The organism is Nocardioides imazamoxiresistens, from assembly GCF_032378595.1.
Classification (GTDB): domain Bacteria; phylum Actinomycetota; class Actinomycetes; order Propionibacteriales; family Nocardioidaceae; genus Nocardioides; species Nocardioides imazamoxiresistens.
The window spans coordinates 23,024-45,411 of record NZ_JAVYII010000002.1; the positions used below are offsets into that span (position 1 = coordinate 23,024).

At 74.7% G+C, this 22,388-nt stretch carries 22 protein-coding genes and 1 tRNA gene; 11 read left to right on the top strand and 12 right to left on the bottom strand.

Going from position 1 to position 22,388, the window contains the following annotated elements:
- Positions 1–4 precede the first annotated feature (4 nt).
- Complete coding sequence (locus RDV89_RS04155; protein ID WP_315731579.1) at positions 5–835, bottom strand: mycofactocin-coupled SDR family oxidoreductase; 831 nt, start codon at positions 833–835, stop codon at positions 5–7.
- Positions 836–942: 107 nt separating this feature from the next.
- On the opposite strand from RDV89_RS04155, the gene imuA' reads away from it, so the two are divergent.
- From imuA' to RDV89_RS04170, 3 genes are read left to right on the top strand one after another with little or no spacing between them, the layout of a single operon-like run.
- Positions 943–1,563: a DnaE2-dependent mutagenesis accessory factor ImuA' gene (imuA', locus tag RDV89_RS04160; RefSeq protein ID WP_315731581.1), complete on the top strand. Its 621-nt coding sequence runs from the start codon at positions 943–945 to the stop codon at positions 1,561–1,563.
- The gene (locus tag RDV89_RS04165; protein ID WP_315731583.1) at positions 1,560–3,140 is read left to right on the top strand and encodes a DNA polymerase Y family protein; all 1,581 of its coding nucleotides are present in this window, start codon (positions 1,560–1,562) and stop codon (positions 3,138–3,140) included. Before imuA' ends, RDV89_RS04165 begins: the two co-directional genes overlap by 4 nt.
- Positions 3,140–6,487 carry an error-prone DNA polymerase gene (locus tag RDV89_RS04170; RefSeq protein WP_315731585.1) on the top strand — a complete coding sequence of 1,116 codons (3,348 nt, stop codon included), beginning with the start codon at positions 3,140–3,142 and terminating at the stop codon, positions 6,485–6,487. The genes RDV89_RS04165 and RDV89_RS04170 overlap by 1 nt, the downstream gene beginning before the upstream one ends.
- Positions 6,488–6,521: 34 nt before the next feature.
- Here RDV89_RS04170 and RDV89_RS04175 read toward each other — a convergent pair whose 3' ends face one another.
- Together RDV89_RS04175 and RDV89_RS04180 are read right to left on the bottom strand one after the other, a co-directional pair.
- Positions 6,522–7,538, bottom strand: a complete 1,017-nt coding sequence (locus tag RDV89_RS04175; RefSeq protein WP_315731586.1) for an NADP-dependent oxidoreductase — start codon at positions 7,536–7,538, stop codon at positions 6,522–6,524.
- A 47-nt stretch (positions 7,539–7,585) separates the two neighbouring features.
- On the bottom strand, positions 7,586–7,966 hold the full coding sequence (locus RDV89_RS04180; protein ID WP_315731588.1) for a DUF1304 domain-containing protein: 381 nt from the start codon (positions 7,964–7,966) through the stop codon (positions 7,586–7,588).
- Between the two features lie 90 nt (positions 7,967–8,056).
- On the opposite strand from RDV89_RS04180, the gene RDV89_RS04185 reads away from it, so the two are divergent.
- Entirely contained in the window at positions 8,057–9,517 is a 1,461-nt protein-coding gene (locus tag RDV89_RS04185) for an MFS transporter (protein ID WP_315731590.1), read from the top strand.
- A gap of 43 nt (positions 9,518–9,560) precedes the next feature.
- Here RDV89_RS04185 and RDV89_RS04190 read toward each other — a convergent pair whose 3' ends face one another.
- The 4 genes from RDV89_RS04190 to RDV89_RS04205 are packed head-to-tail and all read right to left on the bottom strand — an operon-like array spanning position 9,561 to position 13,016.
- Complete coding sequence (locus tag RDV89_RS04190) at positions 9,561–10,166, bottom strand: LOG family protein (protein ID WP_315731592.1); 606 nt, start codon at positions 10,164–10,166, stop codon at positions 9,561–9,563.
- A gap of 38 nt (positions 10,167–10,204) precedes the next feature.
- Positions 10,205–10,876: an alpha/beta hydrolase gene (locus RDV89_RS04195; protein WP_315731594.1), complete on the bottom strand. Its 672-nt coding sequence runs from the start codon at positions 10,874–10,876 to the stop codon at positions 10,205–10,207.
- Positions 10,877–10,892: 16 nt separating this feature from the next.
- Positions 10,893–11,675: a DUF1206 domain-containing protein gene (locus tag RDV89_RS04200; protein ID WP_315731596.1), complete on the bottom strand. Its 783-nt coding sequence runs from the start codon at positions 11,673–11,675 to the stop codon at positions 10,893–10,895.
- 54 nt (positions 11,676–11,729) lie between these two features.
- Positions 11,730–13,016, bottom strand: a complete 1,287-nt coding sequence (locus RDV89_RS04205) for an HNH endonuclease signature motif containing protein (RefSeq protein WP_315731598.1) — start codon at positions 13,014–13,016, stop codon at positions 11,730–11,732.
- Positions 13,017–13,203: 187 nt separating this feature from the next.
- On the opposite strand from RDV89_RS04205, the gene RDV89_RS04210 reads away from it, so the two are divergent.
- A tRNA-Pro gene (locus RDV89_RS04210) sits at positions 13,204–13,277 on the top strand.
- A 65-nt stretch (positions 13,278–13,342) separates the two neighbouring features.
- Here RDV89_RS04210 and RDV89_RS04215 read toward each other — a convergent pair.
- Positions 13,343–13,495: a hypothetical protein gene (locus RDV89_RS04215; protein WP_315731600.1), complete on the bottom strand. Its 153-nt coding sequence runs from the start codon at positions 13,493–13,495 to the stop codon at positions 13,343–13,345.
- Between the two features lie 59 nt (positions 13,496–13,554).
- Between RDV89_RS04215 and RDV89_RS04220 the strand changes: the two genes are divergently transcribed.
- Both RDV89_RS04220 and RDV89_RS04225 read left to right on the top strand, forming a co-directional pair.
- Entirely contained in the window at positions 13,555–15,264 is a 1,710-nt protein-coding gene (locus tag RDV89_RS04220; protein ID WP_315731602.1) for a DUF6891 domain-containing protein, read from the top strand.
- Positions 15,265–15,316: 52 nt separating this feature from the next.
- Positions 15,317–15,739: a hypothetical protein gene (locus RDV89_RS04225; RefSeq protein ID WP_315731604.1), complete on the top strand. Its 423-nt coding sequence runs from the start codon at positions 15,317–15,319 to the stop codon at positions 15,737–15,739.
- Here the strand turns inward: RDV89_RS04225 and RDV89_RS04230 are convergent.
- Positions 15,717–16,733, bottom strand: a complete 1,017-nt coding sequence (locus RDV89_RS04230; protein WP_315731606.1) for a cation diffusion facilitator family transporter — start codon at positions 16,731–16,733, stop codon at positions 15,717–15,719. The genes RDV89_RS04225 and RDV89_RS04230 overlap by 23 nt on opposite strands.
- 31 nt (positions 16,734–16,764) lie before the next feature.
- On the opposite strand from RDV89_RS04230, the gene RDV89_RS04235 reads away from it, so the two are divergent.
- The gene (locus tag RDV89_RS04235) at positions 16,765–17,517 is read left to right on the top strand and encodes an acyltransferase (protein WP_315731608.1); all 753 of its coding nucleotides are present in this window, start codon (positions 16,765–16,767) and stop codon (positions 17,515–17,517) included.
- Here RDV89_RS04235 and RDV89_RS04240 read toward each other — a convergent pair.
- Positions 17,503–17,874: a CrcB family protein gene (locus RDV89_RS04240; RefSeq protein WP_315731610.1), complete on the bottom strand. Its 372-nt coding sequence runs from the start codon at positions 17,872–17,874 to the stop codon at positions 17,503–17,505. The genes RDV89_RS04235 and RDV89_RS04240 overlap by 15 nt on opposite strands.
- Positions 17,871–18,287, bottom strand: a complete 417-nt coding sequence (locus RDV89_RS04245; protein ID WP_315731612.1) for a CrcB family protein — start codon at positions 18,285–18,287, stop codon at positions 17,871–17,873. Before RDV89_RS04245 ends, RDV89_RS04240 begins: the two co-directional genes overlap by 4 nt.
- Before the next feature lie 96 nt (positions 18,288–18,383).
- Here RDV89_RS04245 and RDV89_RS04250 point away from each other — a divergent pair, with 96 nt between their 5' ends.
- Entirely contained in the window at positions 18,384–19,034 is a 651-nt protein-coding gene (locus RDV89_RS04250; RefSeq protein ID WP_315731614.1) for a TetR/AcrR family transcriptional regulator, read from the top strand.
- A gap of 26 nt (positions 19,035–19,060) precedes the next feature.
- Here the strand turns inward: RDV89_RS04250 and def are convergent, their stop codons facing one another.
- Positions 19,061–19,660 (bottom strand): peptide deformylase, encoded by a 600-nt coding sequence (gene def / locus RDV89_RS04255; protein WP_315731616.1) that lies wholly within the window; start codon positions 19,658–19,660, stop codon positions 19,061–19,063.
- Positions 19,661–19,754: 94 nt separating this feature from the next.
- Between def and RDV89_RS04260 the strand changes: the two genes are divergently transcribed.
- The gene (locus RDV89_RS04260) at positions 19,755–21,119 is read left to right on the top strand and encodes an acyl-CoA dehydrogenase family protein (RefSeq protein ID WP_315731618.1); all 1,365 of its coding nucleotides are present in this window, start codon (positions 19,755–19,757) and stop codon (positions 21,117–21,119) included.
- Positions 21,120–21,165: 46 nt separating this feature from the next.
- Positions 21,166–22,377 carry an acyl-CoA dehydrogenase family protein gene (locus RDV89_RS04265; RefSeq protein ID WP_315731620.1) on the top strand — a complete coding sequence of 404 codons (1,212 nt, stop codon included), beginning with the start codon at positions 21,166–21,168 and terminating at the stop codon, positions 22,375–22,377.
- Positions 22,378–22,388 lie beyond the last annotated feature (11 nt).

Consider the following 22,388-nt stretch of genomic DNA (forward strand, 5'->3'; position numbering starts at 1 on the left):
GGCGCTACCTGACGAGGGCGCCGGCGTCCACCGGCAGGGCCGTCCCCGTCACGAAGCGGGCGGTCTCGCCGGCGAGGAACAGCACCGCGTTGCTGACGTCGTCGACCTCGACGAACGGCACGTCGAGGGCGTGCATCGCGTGGAACATCGGTTCGACGTCCTCGCGGCTCGGGGCCTCGGCCTCGGGGAGGAACAGTCGGTAGATCGCGTCGTTGAGCAGCATCCGCGTGTTGACGTTGGTGGGGAGGACCGCGTTGACGCGGATGCCCTCGGGACCCAGTTCGTTGGCGAGGCTGCGCATGATGCCGAGGACGCCGTGCTTGGCCGCCGCGTAGTGCGCGTTGTTGGGCAGGCCCTTGAGCCCGGCGATGGAGCTGATCAGGACGAGGCTGCCGCCGCGCCCTCCGGCCCGCACGTGGGGGAGCGCCGCCCGCACCGTGTTCCAGACCCCGGTGAGGTTGGTGTCGAGCATGTCGCGCCAGATGTCGTCGGTGAGGTCGGCGACGGGGTAGCTGCCGGCGATCCCGGCGTTGGCGACGACCACGTCGAGCCGGCCGAGGCGGGCGACGCCGTCGTCGACCGCCGCGGCGAGGACGCCCGGATCGCGGACGTCCGCCTCGGCGGTCACGACCTGGCGCCCCTCGGCCTCGACGAGGCGCCGGGTCTGCTCGAGGTCCTGGGGCGTGGCCATGTCGTAGGGAGCGCCGCCGACCGGGGCGCAGAGGTCGGTGGCGATGACGTCCGCGCCCTCGCGCGCGAAGCGGACGGCGTGGTTGCGGCCCTGGCCGCGAGCTGCTCCGGTGACGAGGACGACCTGTCCGTCGAAGGGTCCCACAGCGACCTCCTGAGTCCGAGATTGATGCAGAACATACGCATGGAAAGGCGGGCGGGCAACCGTCGCCATCGCTTGTGTTGTTCGAACAAATGTTCGATCATCGTCCTGTGTCCGTCCCCGCCCTCGCCACCGCCGACGACCCGCTCGCGGTCGTCGCCCAGCTGCGTCGCAAGGTCGCCGCGCTGGAGGGCGGACCGGCGCGCGAGACGGTGCCGACGCACCCGTCGCTGAGCGGTCTGCTGCAGCTGCGTGCGGGCGCGGCGTACGGCGTCGACACCGCCCGGCTCGCCCTCACCCTGCTCGCCGGCGCGTCCGGCGCGGGGGAGTGGACGGCCGCGGTGGGGTGGCCCGACCTCGGGGTCGAGGCGGCGGTCGAGCTCGGCGCCGACCCCGCCCGCACGGTGCTGGTGCCCGACCCGGGCGAGCTGTGGCTGGAGGCCACCGCCGCGCTCGTCGACGTGGTCCGCCTCGTCGTGCTCCGTCCGCCCGCGCGGGTCGACGCCCGGGCGGCGAGCGTCCTCGAGGCCCGGCTGCGCAAGCGCTCCGCGGTGCTGGTGGTGTGGGGCGAGTGGCCACGCTGCGAGGCCCGGCTGGGCGTCGAGGAGAGCCGCTGGGGCGGCCCCGAGCGCGGGGACGGACGGCTGCGCTCGCGCTCGGCCCGTGTGGTCGTGCGCCGGGGTGCCGCCCCGCCGCGCAGCGCCGAGGTCCGTCTCGAGGTCGCGGGGTGAGCCGCGTGCTGGCCGTGTGGTGTCCCGACTGGTCGGTCGTCGCCGCCCTCGCCGACGAGGGCCTCTCCGCGGCGCTGCCCGCGGCGGTCCTCAACGGCAACCACGTCGAGGTCTGCAACGCTCCCGCCCGGGCCGAAGGGGTGCGTCGGGGGATGCGGCGCCGCGACGCCCAGGGGCGCTGCCCCGAGCTCGTGCTGCTCGACGCCGACACCGACCGCGACGCCCGCGCGTTCGAGACGGTGCTCGGGGTGGTGGAGCAGCTGCGTCCCGGCGTCGCACCGCTGCGCCCCGGCCTGCTCGCCGTGCGCGGCCCGGGCCGCTTCGGCGCGGAGGACCACGCCGCGGCGACTTTCGCCGAGGCCCTCGTCTCGGCCGGGGTCTGGGACGTGCGGATCGGCATCGCCGACGACCTCTTCACCGCCGAGCAGGCCGCGCGGCGCACCGACGTGCAGGGCCACGAGGTGGTCGAGCCGGGCGGCTCGGCGGCCTACCTGCGCTCGCTGCCCGTCGAGGCGCTGCTGGCCGACCCGGAGGCCGGCGAGCTGGTCTCCCTGCTGCACCGGCTGGGTCTGCGCATCCTCGGCGACCTCGCCGCGCTGCCGGTGGCCGACGTCGCGCGCCGCTTCGGGGCGTACGGCGAGCAGGTCCACCGCCGCGTCCGCGGCGAGCGCTCCGGCCCGCTGGCGTCGCGCACGCCGCCGCCCGAGCTGGCCTGCGACGTCGGCTTCGAGCCGCCGCTGGACTCGGTGGAGGCGATCTGCTTCAGCGTGCGCACGACCGCCGAGCGCTTCGTGGCCGGGCTGGCCGAGCGGCAGCTGGTCGCGACCTCCGTGCGCGTCGAGGCGTCCTGCGCGGGGCCGCACGGCGAGGACGTGGTGGTCTCCTCGCGCGAGTGGCTGCACCCGCGGCACTTCACGGCCCGCGACCTCGTCGACCGGGTGCACTGGCAGCTGCAGGGGCAGGCCCAGGGCTCGGTGCGCAGCCGCCGCGCGGTCGCGGCGGTCACCGAGCCGGTCACGCGGGTGCGGTTCCTGCCCGAGACCACCGAGCCCGAGTCCGCGCACGCCGAGGGGCTGTGGGGCGGCGGTGCCTCCGAGCAGGTGGAGCGGGGGATGGCGCGGGTGCAGGCGCTGCTCGGCTACGACGCGGTGCGGGTCCCGCTGGCCCAGGGCGGGCGTACGCCGGCCGCGCGCCAGCGCACCGTGGCCTGGGGGGAGCGCGTCCGCGTGGTCCGCTCGCCCGAGCAGCCGTGGCCGGGGCAGATCCCCGCGCCCGCGCCGGTGCGGGTCTTCGCGTCCCCGCTGCCGAGCGAGGTGCAGGACGCGACCGGGGTGCCGGTCGAGGTCGACGAGCGGGGCTGGGTCAGCGGGGAGCCGACGATCGTGCGGACCCCCGACGCCGGCTGGCTGCCGATCGAAGCGTGGGCCGGGCCGTGGCCGATGGACGAGAGCTGGTGGGAGGCCGACGGCTCGCCGACGCGGCGGGCCGCGCGCTTCCAGGTCGTCGGGGTGGACGGGCGCGCCTGGCTGATGGCCTGCGTGGACGGCGCCTGGTGGGTCGAGGCGGGCTACGACTGATGGGCTGGAACAACCCCGCGGTGCCGTGGAGCGAGCTGGAGCGCCGGCTCTCCGGGCGTCCCGGCGCGGACGACGCGCCGATCTCGCGGCGTCGGCGACGACCCTCGCGGATCGACGTGGCGGCGCCGAGCGGGCCGACGGTGCCCTACGCCGAGCTGCACTGCCACAGCCACTACAGCTTCCTCGACGGCGCGAGCTCGCCGGAGGACCTGGTCGCCGAGGCCGCCCGGCTGGGGCTGCACGGGATCGCGCTGACCGACCACGACGGGTTCTACGGGGCGCCGATGCTCGCCGAGGCCGCGGCGGCCGTGGCGCCCGCGCCGGGGCGTACGCCGTTGCGCACCGTCTACGGCGCCGAGCTGTCCCTGGGCCTGGGCGGCCCGCAGAACGGGGTCCCGGACCCGGAGGGGCAGCACCTGCTGGTCCTGGCGCGCGGGGTCGAGGGCTACCACCGGCTCGCGGCCGCGATGACCGACGCCCACCTGCGCGGTGACGAGAAGGGCCGCCCGGTCTACGACCTCGACGAGCTCGCGGAGCGCGGCCGGGGGCACTGGGTGGTGCTGACGGGGTGCCGCAAGGGCACCGTGCGCAGCGCCCTGGCTGCCCACGGTCCCGCGGCGGCGGCCGCCGAGACCGCCCGGCTCGTCGGGCTCTTCGGTGCCGAGCACGTCGTCGTCGAGCTGACCCGGCACGGGCGAGCGACGGACCTCGAGACCAACGACCTGCTGGCCGGGCTCGCCGCCGAGCAGGGGCTGCCCGTGCTCGCGACGAACAACGTCCACCACGCGACGCCGCCCGGGCACCGCCTGGCCGCGACGATGGCGGCGGTGCGCGCGCGCCGCAGCCTGGCGGACATGGACGGGTGGCTGACGCCGGGCCCCGCGGCCTACCTGCGCAGCGGCGCCGAGATGGCCCGGATGTTCGAGCGGTACGCGGGGGCGGTCGCGCGCTCCGTGACGCTCGCGGACGAGCTCGCCTTCGACCTCTCCGCGGCCTCCCCGCGGCTGCCGAGCCGCAACATCCCCGAGGGCCACACCGCGGCGAGCTGGCTGCGGGTGCTCACCGAGCGCGGTTTCGCCGAGCGCTACGCCGGCACGCCCGCCGAGGCCGAGGCACGCGAGCGGGTCGAGGCGGAGCTGGAGGTGATCGTCCGCAAGGACTTCGCGGGCTACTTCGTCATCGTCCACGACATCGTCGCCTTCGCCCGCAGCCGCGACATCCTCTGCCAGGGCCGGGGCAGCGCCGCGAGCTCGGCGGTCTGCTACGCGCTCGGCATCACCGCGGTCGACGCGGTCTACTACCAGCTGCCGTTCGAGCGGTTCATCTCCGAGCACCGCGACGAGGAGCCCGACATCGACGTCGACTTCGACTCCGACCGGCGCGAGGAGGTGATCCAGTGGGTCTACGAGACCTACGGGCGCCACAACGCCGCGCAGGTGGCGAACGTGATCACCTACCGGCCGCGGATGGCGGTGCGCGACGCGGCCAAGGCGCTCGGGCACTCGACCGGCCAGCAGGACGCCTGGAGCAAGCAGGTCGACGGCTGGGGCCGGGAGGTGGACCGCGACCTCGGCATCCCCGAGCCGGTGGTCGACCTCGCGGAGGAGCTGCTCGGGGCGCCGCGGCACCTGGGCATCCACTCCGGCGGGATGGTGCTCACCGAGCGCCCGATCGGCGAGGTCGTGCCGATCGAGCGCGCCCGGATGGAGAAGCGCACCGTCATCCAGTGGGACAAGGACGCCGCGGAGTCGATGGGCCTGGTCAAGTTCGACCTGCTCGGTCTGGGGATGCTCGGCGCGCTCGACCACATGATGCGGCTGGTCGAGCAGCACCTCGGGGTGCGCTGGCGGCTGGAGACCGTCCCGCGCGAGGAGCCGGAGGTCTACGACATGCTGTGCCGCGCCGACTCGATCGGCGTGTTCCAGGTCGAGAGCCGCGCGCAGATCGGCACCCTGCCGCGCCTGCAGCCACGCTGCTTCTACGACCTGGCGATCGAGATCGCGCTGATCCGCCCGGGGCCGATCCAGGGCGGCGCGGTGCACCCGTACGTCCGCCGCGCCATGGGCAAGGACCCGGTGAGCTACCCGCACCGCGACCTCGAGCCGGTGCTCGAGCGCACCCTCGGCGTGCCGCTGTTCCAGGAGCAGCTGATGGCGATGGCCGTCGCCGTCGGCGACTGCACCCGCGACGACGCCGACCTGCTGCGGCGGGCGATGGGCTCCAAGCGCGGGGTCGAGCGGATCGAGTCGGTCAAGGAGAAGCTGTACGCCGGGATGGCGCGCCGTGGCCTGACCGGCCCGGCCGCGGACGCGATCTACACCCAGATCCTGTCCTTCGCGAACTTCGGCTTCGCGGAGTCGCACGCGCTCAGCTTCGCGCTGCTCGTCTACCACTCCTCGTGGTTCAAGCTGCGCTACCCGGCCGCGTTCCTGGCCGGGTTGCTGCGCAACCAGCCGATGGGCTTCTACTCGCCGCAGTCGCTGGTCGGCGACGCCCGGCGCCACGGCGTGCTGGTGCTGCGCCCCGACGTCGCGCTGTCCTCGGCGAGGGCCGACCTGGAGCCGGTCGCGGCGGGTGAGCGACCGGCGTACGACGGTCCCACCGCGCCGCACCGTCGCGACGGGGACCTGGCGGTGCGCCTCGGGCTGGACTCGGTGCGGGGGATCGGCCGCGAGGTCGCCGAGCGGGTGGTCGCGGTGCGCGAGCAGGGGGCGTACCGCGACGTCACCGACCTCTCGCGACGCGCCGACCTGACCTCGGCGCAGCTGGAGGCGCTGGCGACCGCCGGGGCCCTGGGCTGCTTCGGGCTGGAGCGGCGCGAGGCGCTGTGGGCGGCCGGGTACGCCGAGAGCGGCGACCACCTGCCCGGCACGACGCCGACCCCCGCCGCCCCGGCGCTGCCGGGGATGAGCACCGTCGAGGAGACCCTCGCCGACCTGTGGGCCACCCGGGTCTCCCCGGAGCACCACCCGGTCGAGCACCTGCGCGGGCTGCTGCGGGCCGCCGGCGTGCACGCGATCGGCGACCTCGACGCCGTCGAGGCCAACCGTCGCGTGCACGTCGCCGGGCTGATCACGCACCGTCAGCGGCCGGGCACGGCGCAGGGCATCACGTTCCTCAACCTCGAGGACGAGTCCGGGATGCTCAACGTCGTGTGCTCGGTGGGGGTGTTCACCCGGCACCGCCAGGTGGCCCGCAACCGGGTCGCCGTCGTGGTGCGCGGGATCCTCGAGCGCACCGAGGGCGTCACCAACCTGGTCGCCGACCGGCTCGAGGCGATCGACGTCGTGGTGCCCGGGGCCGGGGAGATCCTGCAGGCGAGGGCGGCGTCGCGGGACTTCCGCTGACCGCGCGCCGCCCCCGACCGCCCAGGGACCTGCGTCAGACCCGCACGACCATCTTGCCGATGTTGCCGCCGCGCATCATCGACAGGAACGCGTCCACCGCGTTGTCCACGCCGTCGACGACGGTCTCGTCGTGGACGATCCGTCCCTCGGCGAACCAGGCGCCCATCCGCTCGGCGAACTCGCCGGCCAGGTGGCCGTAGGTGCTGACGATGAAGCCCTTCAGCGTCAGGCCGTTGGTGACGACGCGGAACATGTTGCGGGGGCCCGACGGGGCCGAGTCGGCGTTGTAGTCGCCGATCGCGCCGCACATCGCGGCCCGGCCGCCCTGGTTGAACGACCAGAGGGCCGCCTCGAGGTGGTCGCCGCCGACGTTGTCGAAGTAGACGTCGATGCCGTCGGGTGCGGCGGCGGCGAGCTGCTCGCGCACGGAGCCGGCCTTGTAGTCGAAGGCGGCGTCGTAGCCGTAGCGCTCCTGCAGCAGCGCGACCTTCTCGGCCGACCCGGCCGAGCCGATGACGCGGCCGGCGCCGAGCAGGCGCGCGACCTGGCCCACCGCGGTGCCGACGGCCCCCGCGGCGCCGGAGACGAAGACGGTGTCGCCCTCCTGGACGCCCGCGACGGCGGTGAGTCCGACGTACGCCGTCAGCCCCGGCATGCCGAGCACGCCCAGGTGCAGCGAGGACGGCGCGCCGCCCGGCACCTCGGGCACGGCGCGGAACTCCCGGGCGGGCGCCTGCGCGACGTCGCGCCAGCCCAGCTGGTGCAGCACGAGCGTGCCGACCGCCAGTGCGTCGTCGCGGGACTCGACCACGCGACCGACGGCCCCGCCGGTCATCGTGGCGTCGAGCTCGAAGGGGGGCACGTAGCTCTTGGCGTCGTTCATCCGACCCCGCATGTAGGGGTCGACGGAGACGAACTCGTTGCGCACGCGCACCTCGCCGGGGGCGAGGTCGTCCAGGGTGACCTGGACGGTGCGGAAGTCCTCGGGCACCGGCCAGCCCTCCGGGCGGCGGACCAGCTGGACCTGCGTGCTGACGGTGGTGGGAGACATGGGTGGACGTCCTCTCGTCGGGGGAAGGGGGAGGGGAGCGCGTCGCGTCAGGACACGGCGAGCACGACCAGCACGCCGCCGACCAGCGGCGGCACGAGCTGGACGAGCGCCGGTCGTGCCTTGGCGGGCGAGGACAGCACGAGCACCAGCCCGGCGGCCACCATCGAGGCGGCGCCGGTGAGCACGAGGGTCACGCCGACGGCCCGCTCGTCGAGCGCGACGAGCACGGTGCCGACGATGATCGCGATCGCGAGGAACAGGTTGTAGAAGCCCTGGTTGAACGCCATCTCCGCCGTCTGCTCGGCCTGCTCGGGGCTCGTGCCGAACACGGCGCGGGCGCGCGTGCGCCACCACAACGACTCCAGCGCGAAGATGTAGACGTGGATGGCGGCGGCGACGCCGGTGAGCACCAGTCCTGCGACGAGCATCGCTTCCCTCCTCCGCCGGCCCGGGTCTCGGACCGGCGGGAGCCACCGTAGCGCCGGGGCGCACGACCGGGCCCGGACTAGCGTGGCGGCGTGACGGACGCGAGCACGGTCGAGGAGGACACCGAGGGCCAGGACCCCTACGAGCCGGACCCCCGCCGCTGGCGCGTGCTGGGCGTCTCCCTGGTGGTCGGCTTCATGGTGCTGCTCGACGTCACGATCGTGAACGTCGCGGTGCCCTCGATGACCGAGTCGCTGGGCACGGGGCCGGGCACCATCCAGTGGGTGGTCTCGGGGTACGCCCTGACCTTCGGCCTCACGCTCGTCACCGGCGGGCGCCTCGGCGACGCGTTCGGCCGGCGACGCCTCATGGTGGTCGGGCTGCTGGGCTTCATCGCCTCCAGCGCGGCCGCGGGGCTCGCACCGGACGCCCTGTGGCTCATCGTCGCCCGGCTCGTCCAGGGCGCGTCGGCGGGCCTGCTGACCCCGCAGAACTCCGGGCTCATCCAGACCCTGTTCCGGGGACGCGAGCGCGGGGTCGCGTTCGGCACCTTCGGCCTCGTGGTCTCCGTGTCGTCCGCGATCGGGCCGGTGCTCGGCGGCGTCATCATCGCGCTGGCGGGCATCGAGGACGGGTGGCGCTGGATCTTCCTCGTCAACGTGCCGATCGGCCTGGCGCTGCTGCTGCCGATCGTGCGGATGGTGCCGGGCCGCACCGACGACGGCGCGGGCCGCACGCGCCTCGACCTCCTCGGCGCCGTGCTGCTCGGCGCGACGGTGCTGGCCGTGCTGGTCCCCGTCATCTCGTTCGAGGGCGGCGCCCGCCTGCCGCTGGTGCTGCTCCTGCTCGTGCCGGCCCTCGGCTGGGCGTTCGTGCGCTGGGAGCACCGGGTGGTACGCCGCGGGGGAGCGCCCCTGCTCGACGTCGGGCTGCTGCGCCGCACGCCCGGTTACGCCAGCGGCGTCACGGTCGGCGCCCTGTACTTCACCGGCTTCACCGGCGTCTTCCTCGTGCTCAGCGTCTTCCTGCAAGAGGGACGCGGGCTCTCGGCGCTCGAGGCCGGACTCCTGCTGTGCCCGTTCGCGATCGGCTCGGCGGTCGCCTCCCCGCTCGCCGGCCGGGTCGTGGACCGGGTCGGCCGGGTCCTGACGGTGGTCGCGCTGGGCGTGATGATGGTCGGCCTGCTGGCGCTGGGTCTGGCGGCGCCGCTGCAGGGCGTGCCGCTGTGGCTGGTGCTGTCGGTGCCGCTGCTCGTGGCGGGCGCCGGCGGTGGCGCGGTCGTGTCGCCGAACATGACGCTGTCGCTGGCCGACGTGCCGACCCGGATGGGCGGCGCGGCCGGGGGCGCCCTGCAGACGGGTCAGCGGATCGGCGCGGCGATCGGGGCGGCGCTGGTGATGACCGCCTACCAGGTGGCGGCGGAGCAGGCCGGCGATCCCGGCGTCGCGCTGCGGTGGGGCATCGGCTGCTCGCTGGTGCTGCTCAGCGCAGCGCTCGCCGCGGCCGTGTGGTCGTGGCGCCACGAGCCGGGCGGGGCGACGAGGTCCGCCTGACGGGTGCCGCCCGGACCGGTGGCGCTGCTCAGACCGGTGCCGCTCAGACCGGAGGCGCCACGCGGGGCCGGTCCCACTTGTCGGTCCAGGTCGGCGCCGCGGCCAGCGCGTCGAGGAGCCGGTCGAGGTCGTCGTCGAAGGTGACGATGTCGCCCTGGGTGGGGCGCACGAAGCCACGCTCGACCATCTGGTCGCGCAGGGTGCGCAGGGGCTGCCAGAACCCCTCGACGTCGAGGAACCCGCTGCGCTTGTCGTGGATCGAGAGCTGGGCCCACGTCCACTGCTCCGCGACCTCCTCGAGCGTGCCGGCGCCGCCGGGCAGCGTCAGGAACGCGTCCGCGCGCTCGGCCATGATCGCCTTCCGCTCGTGCATCGACTCCACGACGAGCACCTCGGTGCAGCCGGTGTGGGTGAGCTCGCGCTCGTGCAGGGCGCGGGGGATCACCCCGACGACCTCGCCGCCGGCCTCGAGCGCGGCGTCGGCCACCGTGCCCATCAGGCCGACGCTGCCGCCGCCGTAGACGAGCGTGGTGCCGCGCTCGGCCAGTGTGCGTCCGACCAGGCGGGCGGCGTCGGCGTAGGCCGGCGAGTCGCCGAACGAGGAGCCGCAGAAGACGGCGACGGCACGGAGCGGGGAGTGGTGGGTCACGGCGCTCAACCTATCGACCGGTGCGGACGGTCCGTCGCTCAGGCGTGCACCGCGGCGACCACGGTGCGTACCCAGTCCGCGAGGTCGCGGGCCTGCGTGGCCGACACGGTGTGGCCCAGGCCCGGGTAGCTGCGGACGGTCGCGGTCGTGTGCAGCGGCAGCCACCCGTCGGTGCGCTCGACCGCGTGGGCGGCGATCACGGTGTCGGCGGTGCCGCGGCCGGAGAACACCGGGGGACGGGTACGCCGCAGCGTGGCGTCCCCGGCCGCCTCGCCCTGCAGGACGAACCCGCCGAGCAGCCCGGCGCCGGCGTAGCGCTCCGGCCGGGTGCGCAGCAGCTGGCTGGCGACCAGCCCGCCCTGGGAGAACCCCACGGGCACGACGGCGACGTCGGGCGCGACGTGCTCGGTGACCCAGGCGTGGGCCGCGGCGACGCCCGGCGCCACGGCGTCGGGGTCCGGGCTGCCCGGGGTGGAGATCGGGAACCAGGCGTGCTGCCCGGGGGCCAGGGTCAGCGGTGCGCGCAGCACGACGACGCGGAGACCGTCGGGCAGGCGCGTCCCGACACCGGCGAGGCTCGTCTCGTCGGCGCCGAACCCGTGCAGGAGGAGCACGACCGGCGCGTCGGCGGGGGCGGTGCGGACGACGGCGTGGTGGACGGCGTGGTGGACGGCGTGGTGGACGGCGTGGACGTCGGGGGCGGGCGGCATGCGGTTCGGTGGCCGGTCAGTCGACGTGCTTGGCCCACGCGAAGCAGAACACGCCGAACGCTGCGATGCCGACGCCGAGCGCTCCCAGCAGGACGGGCCCGCCGGGTGCCTCGAGGACCTGCCGCAGCGCCTGGTCCAGCCCGCCGGCCTCGTCGGGGTCGTGCGTCGCCGCGGCGTAGCCGAAGAGGATGCCGACCGCGCCGATCACGATGCCCTTGGCGACGTAGCCGACGCGGCCGAGCCAGGTGTACGCCGTGCCCGCGTTGCCCGTGCCGGAGTGCGCGATGTCCTCGAGGAACTTGTCGGTCGCGCCCTTGTAGATCAGGTAGCCGCCGACGCCGAGCACGACGAGCCCGACGACGCCGACGATCACCTGGCCGCCCGGCATCGAGAGCAGACGTGCGGTGAGGGTGTTGGCCTGCTCCTCCTGGCCGCCGCTCTGGGAGCCCATCGCGATGCGCGCGGCGCTGGTGCCCATGACGATGTAGAGCACGGTCTTCGCGGCCGCGGACCCCCGGTTGCGCAGCTGGTCGGACTTCTCCTCGGAGCGGTGGTCGAAGATCGCCTCGGCCGCCTGCCACAGGGCGAGCAGGAACAGCCCGACGGTGATCGCCCAGACCAGGACGCCCCCGAACGGCTGCTGCGCGAGCTGCTGGATGGCCCCGGTCGTCGACGCCTCGCCCTCGCGGTCGCCGAGCGCGAGCTGCACCGCCAGCCAGCCGAGCAGCAGGTGGATGACGCCGTACGCGACGAGGCCGACGCGGGCGAGGTTGTCGCGATCGGTGTCCGGGGTCTGCATCGCGCCAGCGTACGGCCGCGTCGGCGGACCCGACCGGCCGGTCATGTCGGGTCATCAGATCCAGGGGCGACGGACGAATCGGACGCTGGTGTGGCCGAGGGGGTGTCGGGTGCGGCGGGTCTCGTAGCGGGGGTCGTGGACCTTGCGGTGGTGGTGGCCGCACAGCAGTCCGGCATCTCTGACGGTGGTGGAGCCTCCGGCGGACCACAGGGTCCAGTGGTGGACCTGGCACTGGTGGGCTGGTCGGTCGCAGCCGTCGGTGACACAGGTCTTGTCGCGGATCGCGATGGCGAGGCGTTGGGCCTTGCTGTGAGATCTCTGCGACCTCCCCAGGTCGAGCACTTCGCTGCCGCCGCCCAGGACCGCTGGCACGAGGTTCGCCGAGCACGCCAGGCGCCGGGCCTCGGCGGCGCTGATCCGCCCGCCGGTGTCCAACGTCGCGACGCCCAGGTCGCGCAGCAACGCATCGAGGTCCAGGGTGACCACGACTGTCGCGTTCGTGCCGCCCACGTCGGGCAGGTCGCGGGCGTCCAGGGCCTCGATGAGCTCGACGAACGCCTCCCCTCGGCGCAGCGGCGACGGGGTCCCGGTCGTGAACCGGTCCGCCTCGTCGGGGTTGGCGTTCTTGTGACCGGGTGCGGCGTAGGCGTCGAGGGCCTTGCCGAGCATCTCGGCGTGCAGGGTGGGCAGTACACCGCGGATCGACGTCCTGCCGTCGCCGAGGTCGCGCAGCGTCAGCGACGCGGCCGCCATGGCGGACCGTTCTTCGGCTGCGAGCAGCCGTGCCTCGTGGGCCTCGCCGACCTCGGGTGCGACGACGTCAAGGATCCGCTTCCCGAGCTTGCGTAGAGCGAGCGCGTCGAACCGGCCCGCGTTTGCGACCAGCACCTCTTCGGCGCGACCCACGGTCTCGGCGTCGATCTCGTCCGGCAGGGCATCCAGCGCTCGCACGATCACGTCCGCCTGGTCGAGTGACACGGCACCTGTTGCGGCGGCCGCGGCCAGACGTACGTACCTCTCCGCGGACTGCCCGACCCGCACCACCCGGTGCGCCTCACCCCGCGTCGTCCCGGTCGCGTTCGCGAACCACACCGCGGTCGACGGTGACCCGTCCACGTGGCCGACCTGCAGCTCATCGGCACGTGCGGCGAGCCTCGCCACCAGTCCCGTCGCGCGGTTGATCAGCTGCTGCGCAGCCACCAAGGCCGACCGCGCATCCACTTCGCCGAGCGTCAGCAGACCCAGCTCGAGCGCGTCCCCGACGTGCTCGTCGGCGCGGCCGATCGCCGCCAGCACCGGATGCCCCGATCCCGGCGAGAAGGTCCCCGTTCCCCCTACCATGGACCCACTCAAGCACCCACCACCGACAGTTCGGTCCAGGGCGATCGGGGGCTGTGGAAGGCCGCTCCCGGTGGCTCCGAAGCGCCGGCGCGCTGCGCTCGCGAGGCCCCGCAGCACCCGATTCGAACCCAGCGCTCGGGCTGCGGTAGTGTTCCCCGCGCTCCGCCCGGTGATCCCGGACGGGCTTCGGGCTGTGGCGCAGCTTGGTAGCGCACTTGACTGGGGGTCAAGGGGTCGCAGGTTCAAATCCTGTCAGCCCGACCGAAGCGAGAGCCCCTCTCCGACATCGTCGGGGAGGGGCTCTCGTCATCTCTGCCGACGGACGCTCACGTGTCCTCGGGCGCCGGGTCGGGGTCGCTCGCCGGCGCCGAGTCCGGGTCGAGCTGTCGCGTGTCGGGCTCCCGCCCGTCGGGGGTCGGCGGCTCGGCGTCCTGGTCGTGGTCGTCGTGGTCGGGCTGCTGGCTCGGGTCGGTGGTCATGGGGGGCCGGTACCCCGCCAGCAGGTTTGACCCTCGGACCCCGGGGCACGCCGGTGCCCATGACCGGACACCCCGCGCTCGCCTCCACCCCCTCGCCCGACGAGAGCACGTTCGCGGGGTGGGTGATGCTCCAGGTCGCGATCGGACTGGACGACCGCGAGTCCCTGCGCGACCGGGTCGACGACCTCGTGGTGACCGGCGAGTTCGCCCACGTGTTCCCCGGCGAGCCCGCGCTGGACCTCGACGCCGCGCTCGCCGTGGTCGACGAGGTCATCGCGGCGCACGACCGGCTGGTGACCGAGCCGGCCACGGACACCATCGCGCTGGTGCGCGTCCTGTCCGCGCTGCCGCGCCACGGCATCGCGCTGTCCTTCGGCGCCGCCTTCGACGCGCGGGAGGCGGCGCGGGACGGGTACGCCGCCGCGCTCGCCCTCGCCGACGACCGTGGCGCGCCCAGCCTCGGCTACGTCTACGCCCACACGCAGGACCTGGCCCGCCTCGTCGTCGACGGGGTGCTGGTGCTCGGGTTCAGCGACATGTCCGGCGGCGGTGGCGATCCCAGCGCGGCGGTGGGCCAGGTCGTCACCGAGGCGCTGCGCAGCGCCGGGCTCCAGGTCGACTGGAACGGCGACCCGCGCAGCCGCCTCGCCGTCGGGCCGCTGGTCTGGGCGCGTCCGTTCGACCTCGACGCCGCGGTCCCTCCGAGCTCCGCCGCCGACGCTCCGGACCCCGAGCGTCCGACCAGCGAGGGCGCGACCAGCGAGGAGGGCGAGGAGCTCCTCATCGACCTCCCCGCCCCGGCGGTCGTGGACCTCGCGCTGCACCTGGGTGGCCGCGCCCTGCCCGACGACTGGGAGCACCACGAGGTCGACGGCGTCGAGGTCGCGTCGTCGGGCGGCGGGCACCTGCTCTACCTGGTCGGTGTCGACCGGCACGAGGACCCGTCGGGCGAGGTGCGGGCGCAGGGGGAGGCGCTGGTCGAGGAGGTCCTCGCCGCCCTGACCACGCGCCTCGGCGCGCCGGAGCGCCGCGAGCGCCGCGACGCCGAGTCGTCCTCCGCCAGCTGGGTCGACGTGGTGATGGGATCGCTCCGGGCCGCCGACGCGCAGGTCTGGGCGATCGACGACAACCGCGTCGTCGTGCTGATGCGCCGCCGCAACGCCCACGAGCTGCACGCCGCTCTCGCCGTCTGCCCGCGCAGCTCGGTCGAGCGGCCCGTGATCGACGTCCTGAGCGTCGGCTACGTCTACGACGAGGTCGTCGAGGGCGAGACGTTCGAGGAGGTCCGTCGACGGGCACGCGTGGTGGGGGAGCGCACGGGCGTACCGTCCGTGGTCCTCGACGGCGTCGAGCGCCACGGCTGGCGCGGGGGCGACGGCCGGGCCACGGCCTGGTACTTCACCGCCGACGGCCGCGCGCTGCTCACCTGGTTCGACCCCTGCTCCGAGCTCGCCGACGTGCCTGCCCGGGGGCGGGACGGCGTCGAGCCGGAGGCGTACTACGGCGCCATGTTCGACGGCGTCCCCGACGACCTGCGGGCCGCCGTCACCGACCGCCCCGGCGACCTGCTGCCCAACACGCAGGGCTCCGGGACGCCGGTGCACCTGGTCACCGGTGTGTTCTGGTTCGACGGTCTGCACTGGCGCATGGCCGACGGCTGGCTGCGCGAGAACGCCCGCCGCGACGACCCGGACCCGGGCGCCGTGGAGTGCCTCGAGGTGTACGCCCTGGGCAAGCCCTTCGGGTTCGACGCGGACCCGACGGCCTAGGATCGAACCTCGGCGTCGTGCGCGGCGCACCGGACCTGGGAGGGAGCGCTCGGTGAGGTTCACCGAACGGGAGATGACCATCGCGGTGGAGGCCCTGGCCTCCGCGACGTTCGACGCGCTGCCGCGCCTGCTGCGCTCCCGGGCCGGAGCCTCCTCGTGGGACGAGCTCGGCAAGGGCGCCCGCTACCCGCACCTGGTGGCGGCCGGCGAGCTCGTGCTGCCGGGCCTCACGGAGCTGCCCGAGCGGCCCACGGTGGGCGCGACGCCGCAGTTCAGCGCCGACGAGTACGCCCAGGCGGCCGCGGTCGCCCTGGAGCGTCGGCTGGAGGCGGCGCGCCCGGGCTCGTGGGCCTCGATGTCGGCGCGCAAGCAGCAGAAGGCCGTCGCCGCCGCGGGCGAGGCGCTGCGTCACGCCGTCGAGGCCATGCCCGTGCGGCAGGACCCCGACGCGATCATCGTGCCCGACCACCTCTGAGGTTCCCGGCGTCCCCGGCGTCCCCGGCGTCCCCGGCGGCACCGGCGGTACCGCGCAGCCGCACCGGCTCCTCCTCGGGAGCCGAGAGCGTCAGCACGGCGTCCTCGACGAGGTCCGCCTGCTCGAGCTCGGCCTCGAGCGCCCGCAGCCGTCGTGCCAGCACGGGCTCGTCGTCGTCGCCGGTCAGGTCCACCGCCGCGACGAGGAAGATCCGTCGCGGCCCGACGAACTCCACGTGGAGGTACGTCAGCCGGTCGACCGCCGGGTGCGCCGAGAGCCGGCGCACGAGCTCGTCGTGCACCCGCGGCGGCACGCCCTCGCCGAGCAGGTAGTCCATGTTGCGCCGGATCAGGAACAACGCGACGACCCCGAGCAGCAGGCCGACCGCGATCGAGCCCAGGGCGTCGTAGACGGGGTCGCCGGTCAGCTGGTGGGCCAGCACCCCCGCGCCCGCCAGCGCGAGCCCGACCAGCGCGGAGGAGTCCTCCAGCACCACGGCGCGCAGGGTCGGGTCGGAGGTCCGGTAGACGAACGCCAGCGGCCGCAGGTGCCAGCGCCGCGACTCGCGGCGCACCTGCCGCGTGGCCTGGAGGAACGAGAAGCCCTCGAGCAGGAACGCGACGCCCAGCACGACGTAGTTGAGGGTGTACGCCGGCGCCTCGGGCACCGCGGTGTCGTGGAGCTCGTCCCAGAGCTGGGTGCCGCCGTGCCACAGCGCCACCACCGAGCCGGCGACGAAGAGCCCGAAGGCCGCGACGAGCGACCACAGGTAGGACGCACGCCCGTAGCCGCGGGGGTGCGCGTCGTCGCGGGGACGGCTGCCCCGCCGCTCGGCCGCCAGCAGGGCGACCTCGTTGCCGGTGTCGGCCCACGAGTGCGCCGCCTCCGCGACCATCGACGCCGAACCGGTGAGCGCGGCGGCCACCGACTTCGCGACGGCGACGAGCGCGTTGGCCGCGAGCGCGACGAGGACGGTGACGAGCGAGCCGGACACGCCCCCAGCGTGGCACGGGTAGCCTGCGCCGGTGCCGCAGCTCCCGTCCCCGCTCGCGCGTCGTCTGCTCGACGGCCCCGTCCGACGCGTCGTCGCGGACGCCCTGCACTCCACGCGGCGGCTGGTGGAGTGGTACGGCGCCATCGCCCCCGGCACCCGCGCCGCCGCGCGCTTCGGCGCCTTCGGGCCCGGCAGCTGCATCGCCTTCCCCGTCGCCACGCTCTTCGGCGCCGCTGCGATCCACCTCGGGCGCGACACGCTCGTCGGCCGGTCCTGCACCCTCACCGTCGGCTACGGGATCGGGTCACCGCTGCCCGAGCGGGGCCTCGTGATCGGCGACCGGTGCGTGATCGGCGCGCGCTCCACCATCACGGCCCACGACTCGGTGACGCTCGGCGACGACGTCTGGTTCGGCCAGGGCGTCTTCGTCTCCGACGCCAGCCACGGCTACCAGGACCCCGACGTGCCGGTCGGCCTCCAGGTCGGCACGCACCAGCCCGTCGTGGTCGGGGACGGCTCGTGGGTCGGGCACCACGCGATCCTGCTGCCCGGCACCCGGCTGGGCCGCAACGTCGTGGTGGCCGCGGGCGCCGTGGTCCGCGGCGAGGTGCCCGACCACAGCGTCGTCGCCGGCGTGCCCGCCCGGGTCGTGCGCCGGCTCGAGCCCCGGGTCGGCTGGGTCGGGCGCGAGCCCGACGACGTCCGCGAGGTACGCCGCCACGCCGACGTGGTCGCGTACCTCACGACCGGCCACGGCGCCGACGGCGCGTCATCGACCGGCTGAGACCAGCCAGCCCACCCACCACCCCAGCGCGGCGGCGGCGACGCCGAGCACGGCCATGCCGGGGCCGTGGACCAGGGCCGCGGGCCAGCGCCGCCCCTCGACCAGCCGCGCGAGCTCGAGCATCGCGGTGCTGAAGGTCGTGTACCCGCCCAGCAGGCCGGTGCCGAGCACCTGCGCGACGTCGGCCGGGGGAGCGAGGCCGACGAGCAGGCCGAGCAGGAGGGAGCCGGTCAGGTTGATCGCGAAGGTGCCGACGCCGTCGCCGAACCGCGAGCGCAGCCCGGTGTCGACCACGAAGCGCAGCGCGGCGCCCGCTCCGCCGGCGAGCGCGATCCCCGCGAGGAGCGCGGCGCTCACGCGGACCTCCCGGCGAGGGCCCGGCCGCCCAGCAGGCCGGCCAGGGCCGCGAGCCAGCCGGCGACCAGGCAGCCGAGTGCGTACGCGAGGCCCGCGCCCGGCCGCTCGCCGAGCAGCACCGCGACGTCGACGGCGAACGTGCTGTAGGTCGTGAACCCGCCGAGCACGCCGACGCCGAGGAGCAGGCGGGTCCGGCGGCGGGGGCCGGTGTCGTCGCCGCGCGCCACCAGCAGGCCGACGAGCAGGCCCAGCAGCAGGGAGCCGACCACGTTCACGGCCGCGACCGTCGTGGGCAGGCCGCCCGCGTCGGGGACGGCGAGCACGGCGCCCACCCGCGCGGCGGTCCCGGCGGCGCCGCCGAGGGCGACCAGCGCGACCTCGGCCGGGAGGATGCCTCTTGTGCCGACGGCCACGGCGGAGCACGCTACTCCCACGGCCGGTGCCGGTGTGTTCGGAGGGCCTGCCTATCCTCTGCGCAGACCGAACCACGGGGGTGGAGGGCAGGACTCGTGGGAACCACGGAAGAGCGACCCAAGCGTCGCTACGTCTCACCGACGCGGGAGGCGGCGCTGGCGGCCACCCACCGCCGCATCATCGAGGCGGCCGCAGAGCTCTTCGCCCGCGACGGCTACCGCTCCACGACCCTGGCCGCGATCGCGGAGAAGGCCGGCGTATCCGTGCCTCGCGTGAACCTGTCGGGCTCGAAGCCCGCGCTGCTCGTCGAGGCGTACGAGGAGCGTGCCGGCGGCTCCGGCGCACGCGTCCCGGTCACCGAGCAGTCGGTCCTGCAGCAGATCATGGCGCTGGACACCGAGGAGGCGCTGGACGCCTACGTCGAGTGGCTCGCCGAGGCGCACGCCGGCTCGATCGGGCTGTGGCAGGCGCTGAGCGAGGCGGCCACCTCCGACGAGGACGCGGCGACCGAGCTGACCGCCGCGCTGCGGCGCAACGACGAGGCCGCCCGCGCGGGCGTCGCCTGGGCCGACAGCCGGGGTCTGCTGCAGGGCGACGTCTCCCACGAGGAGCGGGCGCAGGTGTGGGCGCTGCTCGGGTCCGCCGAGACGTACGGCCGGCTCGCGAAGGAGTACGGCTGGTCCCACGAGCGGTACGCAGCCTGGGTGCGGCGCTCGCTCGTCGTGCTGGTCTTCGACCTGGCGTGAGGTAGCCGGTCAGCCGGTCGGGCCGCTCAGGCCGGCCAGGTGGCGGGGAAGTCGTCGACCGCGCGGTCGTGCGCCTTGGCCAGCTTCTTGCGCGCCTTGGCCGAGAGGCGGTCGCCGAAGACGGTGCCGCGGGTGTGGTCGGTCTCGTGCTGCAGGCAGCGCGCGAGCAGGCCGTCGCCCGCGAAGGTGACGGGCTCGCCGTCCAGGCCCTGCCCGACGACCTGCGCGTGGTCGGGCCGCGCGCACTCGACGAACGCGCCGGGGTAGCTCAGGCAGCCCTCGTCGTCGGCGTCGAGGCGGCGCTCGGGGCCCTCGGGTGTGGTCACATCGGGGTTGCAGACCACGCCCGCGGTGCGCTCGCCGCTCTCGTCGGGGCAGTCGAAGACGAAGACCGCGAGGTCGACGCCGATCTGGCAGGCCGCGAGCCCGACACCGTCAGCTGCGTACATCGTCGCCACCATGTCGGCGACCAGGGCGACGAGGTCGTCGTCGAACGCCGTCACGGGCTGCTGCGGGGCGTGCATGACCGGCGTCCCCCAGCGTGTGATCGGACGCACCGTCCCGCCCGCGGGCAGCGCGCCGTGGGGGGTGTGGTCGGGTGCGGTCGGCGGGGTGGTCTCGGCCATGGGCCCGATCCTAGGAACTGCCCGGCGCGCCGGGTGACGCCGCCCTCGGCGAGAAAGTGTGGCGCACTGTGTAACTCCGAGTTACATTGAGCCCATGTCCGTCACCAAGCGTCTCGCCCCGGGTGGCCGCAACGGCGTCGCCCGCAAGGAGTCCCGCGACCCGATCGGCTACGCCGTCGCCGCGCTCAACGTCGTCGCGCAGAGCGACCTGATCGACCGGCTCGGCCTGCGCAAGCGCGCCGAGCAGGTCGTGTTCACCTCGACGCGCACCGGGTTCGCGGCCCTGACGCGTGCCGGTCGCACCTTCACGCCCCGCGGCGCGAAGGGTGCCCCCGGCGTGCGGGTGCCGAGCACGGACCCGCGGGGCGTCTTCGACCTGACCCCGACCGAGGACGAGCAGATGCTCGTCGACGTCGTCTCGGAGCTCGCCGTCGAGGTCCTGCGTCCGGCGGCCGCCGACGCCGACACCGCCTGCGAGGCTCCCGCGGACGTGCTCCGGGCGACCACCGAGGTCGGTCTGCCGATCCTCGGGGTGCCCGAGTCGCTGGGCGGGATCAGCGAGGCGCGTTCCGCGATGAGCGGGACGCTGGTCGCCGAGACGCTCGCGAAGGGCGACATGGGGCTGGCCGTCGCCGCGCTGGCGCCCGGCGCGGTCGCCACCGCGCTGTCGCTGTGGGGCACCGAGGCCCAGCAGCAGACCTACCTGCCGGCGTTCACCGGCGACGAGGTCGCCGGCGCGGCGCTCGCCCTGTCGGAGCCCACCGTGCTCTTCGACGTCCTCGCGCCCGCGACCACGGCCGTGCGCGACGGGGACGAGCTCGTCCTGGACGGCGTGAAGTCGGCCGTCCCGCGCGGGGGCGACGCGGAGCTCTTCGTGGTGGGCGCACAGCTCGACGGCGCCCCGGTCCTGGTGCTGGTCGAGGCGGGGACCGAGGGTCTGCGCATCGAGGGCGACCCCTCGATGGGCGTGCGCGCCGCGACCCTGTCGAAGCTGCACCTCGACGGCGTGCGGGTGCCCGCCGACGCCGTGCTGGGAGCGAGCGACGGCAGCACCTACACCGAGTGCGTACGCCTCTCGCGCCTGGCCTGGTGCGCCCTCGCGGTCGGCACCGCCCAGGCGGTGCTCGACTACGTGACGCCCTACGTCAAGGAGCGCCGCGCGTTCGGCGAGCCGATCGCGCACCGGCAGTCGGTCGCGTTCATGGTCGCCGACATCGCGATCGAGCTGCAGGCGATGCGGTTGGTGACCTACAAGGCGGCCTCGCGGGCCGCGCAGGGCAAGGACTTCTCCCGGGAGGTGGCGCTCGCGCGCCAGCTCTGCTCGACGCGGGGGATGAGGATCGGCCTCGACGGCGTGCAGCTGCTCGGCGGTCACGGCTTCGTCAAGGAGCACCCGGTGGAGCGGTGGTACCGCGACCTGCGTGCGCTCGGCGTCCTGGAGGGAGGGGTCCTGGTCTGAGCGACGTCCGCAGCCACGACGCCCGCCACCCCCAGGAGGAGACACCATGATCAACCTCGAGACCCCGAAGAAGCACCGCGCGCTCATCGAGCAGGCGCACCAGGTCGCCATGAACATGCTGCGGCCCATCTCCCGCAAGTACGACCGCGCCGAGCACGCGTACCCCAAGGAGCTCGACATGCTCGCCGCGATGATCGACGGGCTCTCCGAGTCGGGTGCCGCCGAGGGCGCCGGCGCCGCCGGCGTGCGCCGCGACGAGTCGAAGGACTCCGGCGGGGTGCGCAACGGCTCCAACCTCGCCTCGGTGATGTCGGTGGCCGAGATGTGCTGGGGCGACACCGGGCTGCTGCTGTCCATGCCCCGCCAGGGCCTCGGCAACTCGGCGATCGCCTCCGTCGCGAACGACGAGCAGCTCGAGCGGTTCAAGGGCACGTGGGCCGGCATGGCCATCACCGAGCCCGGTGTCGGGTCCGACTCGGCGAACATCACGACGACGGCGGTCCAGGACGGCGACGAGTACGTCATCAACGGCGAGAAGATCTACGTCACCTCGGGCGACCGTGCCGACTCGATCGTCGTGTGGGCCACGCTCGACAAGTCGCTGGGCCGCGCGGCCATCAAGTCGTTCGTGGTGCCGAAGGGCACGCCGGGGATGCGGGTCGAGCGGCTCGAGCACAAGCTCGGCATCCGGGCCTCCGACACGGCCGTCATCATCTTCGAGGACTGCCGGGTGCCGGCCGCCAACCTGCTCGGCTCGCCCGACATCGACGTCAAGCAGGGCTTCGCCGGCGCGATGGCCACGTTCGACAACACCCGGCCGCTCGTCGCGGCGATGGCCGTCGGTTGCGCCCGCGCCTCGCTCGACCTGACCCGCGACCTGCTCGCGCAGGCGGGAGTCGAGGTCGACCACGACCGCCCGGCCCAGCTGCAGTCCGCCGCCGCCGCACGCTTCCTGCAGCTCGAGGCCGACTGGGAGGCGGCCCAGCTGCTGACCATGCAGGCGGCGTGGATGGCGGACAACCGCCGACCGAACTCGCTGGAGGCGTCGATGGCCAAGGCGAAGGCCGGGCGGGTGGGCTCCGACGTCACCCTCGGCTGCGTCGAGCTCTGCGGGACGCTCGGCTACAGCGAGGGCGAGCTGCTCGAGAAGTGGGCCCGCGACTCGAAGATCCTGGACATCTTCGAGGGCACGCAGCAGATCCAGCAGCTCATCGTGGCCCGCCGCGTGCTGGGGCTGAGCAGCGCCGAGCTGAAGTAGCCCGGCGCCGC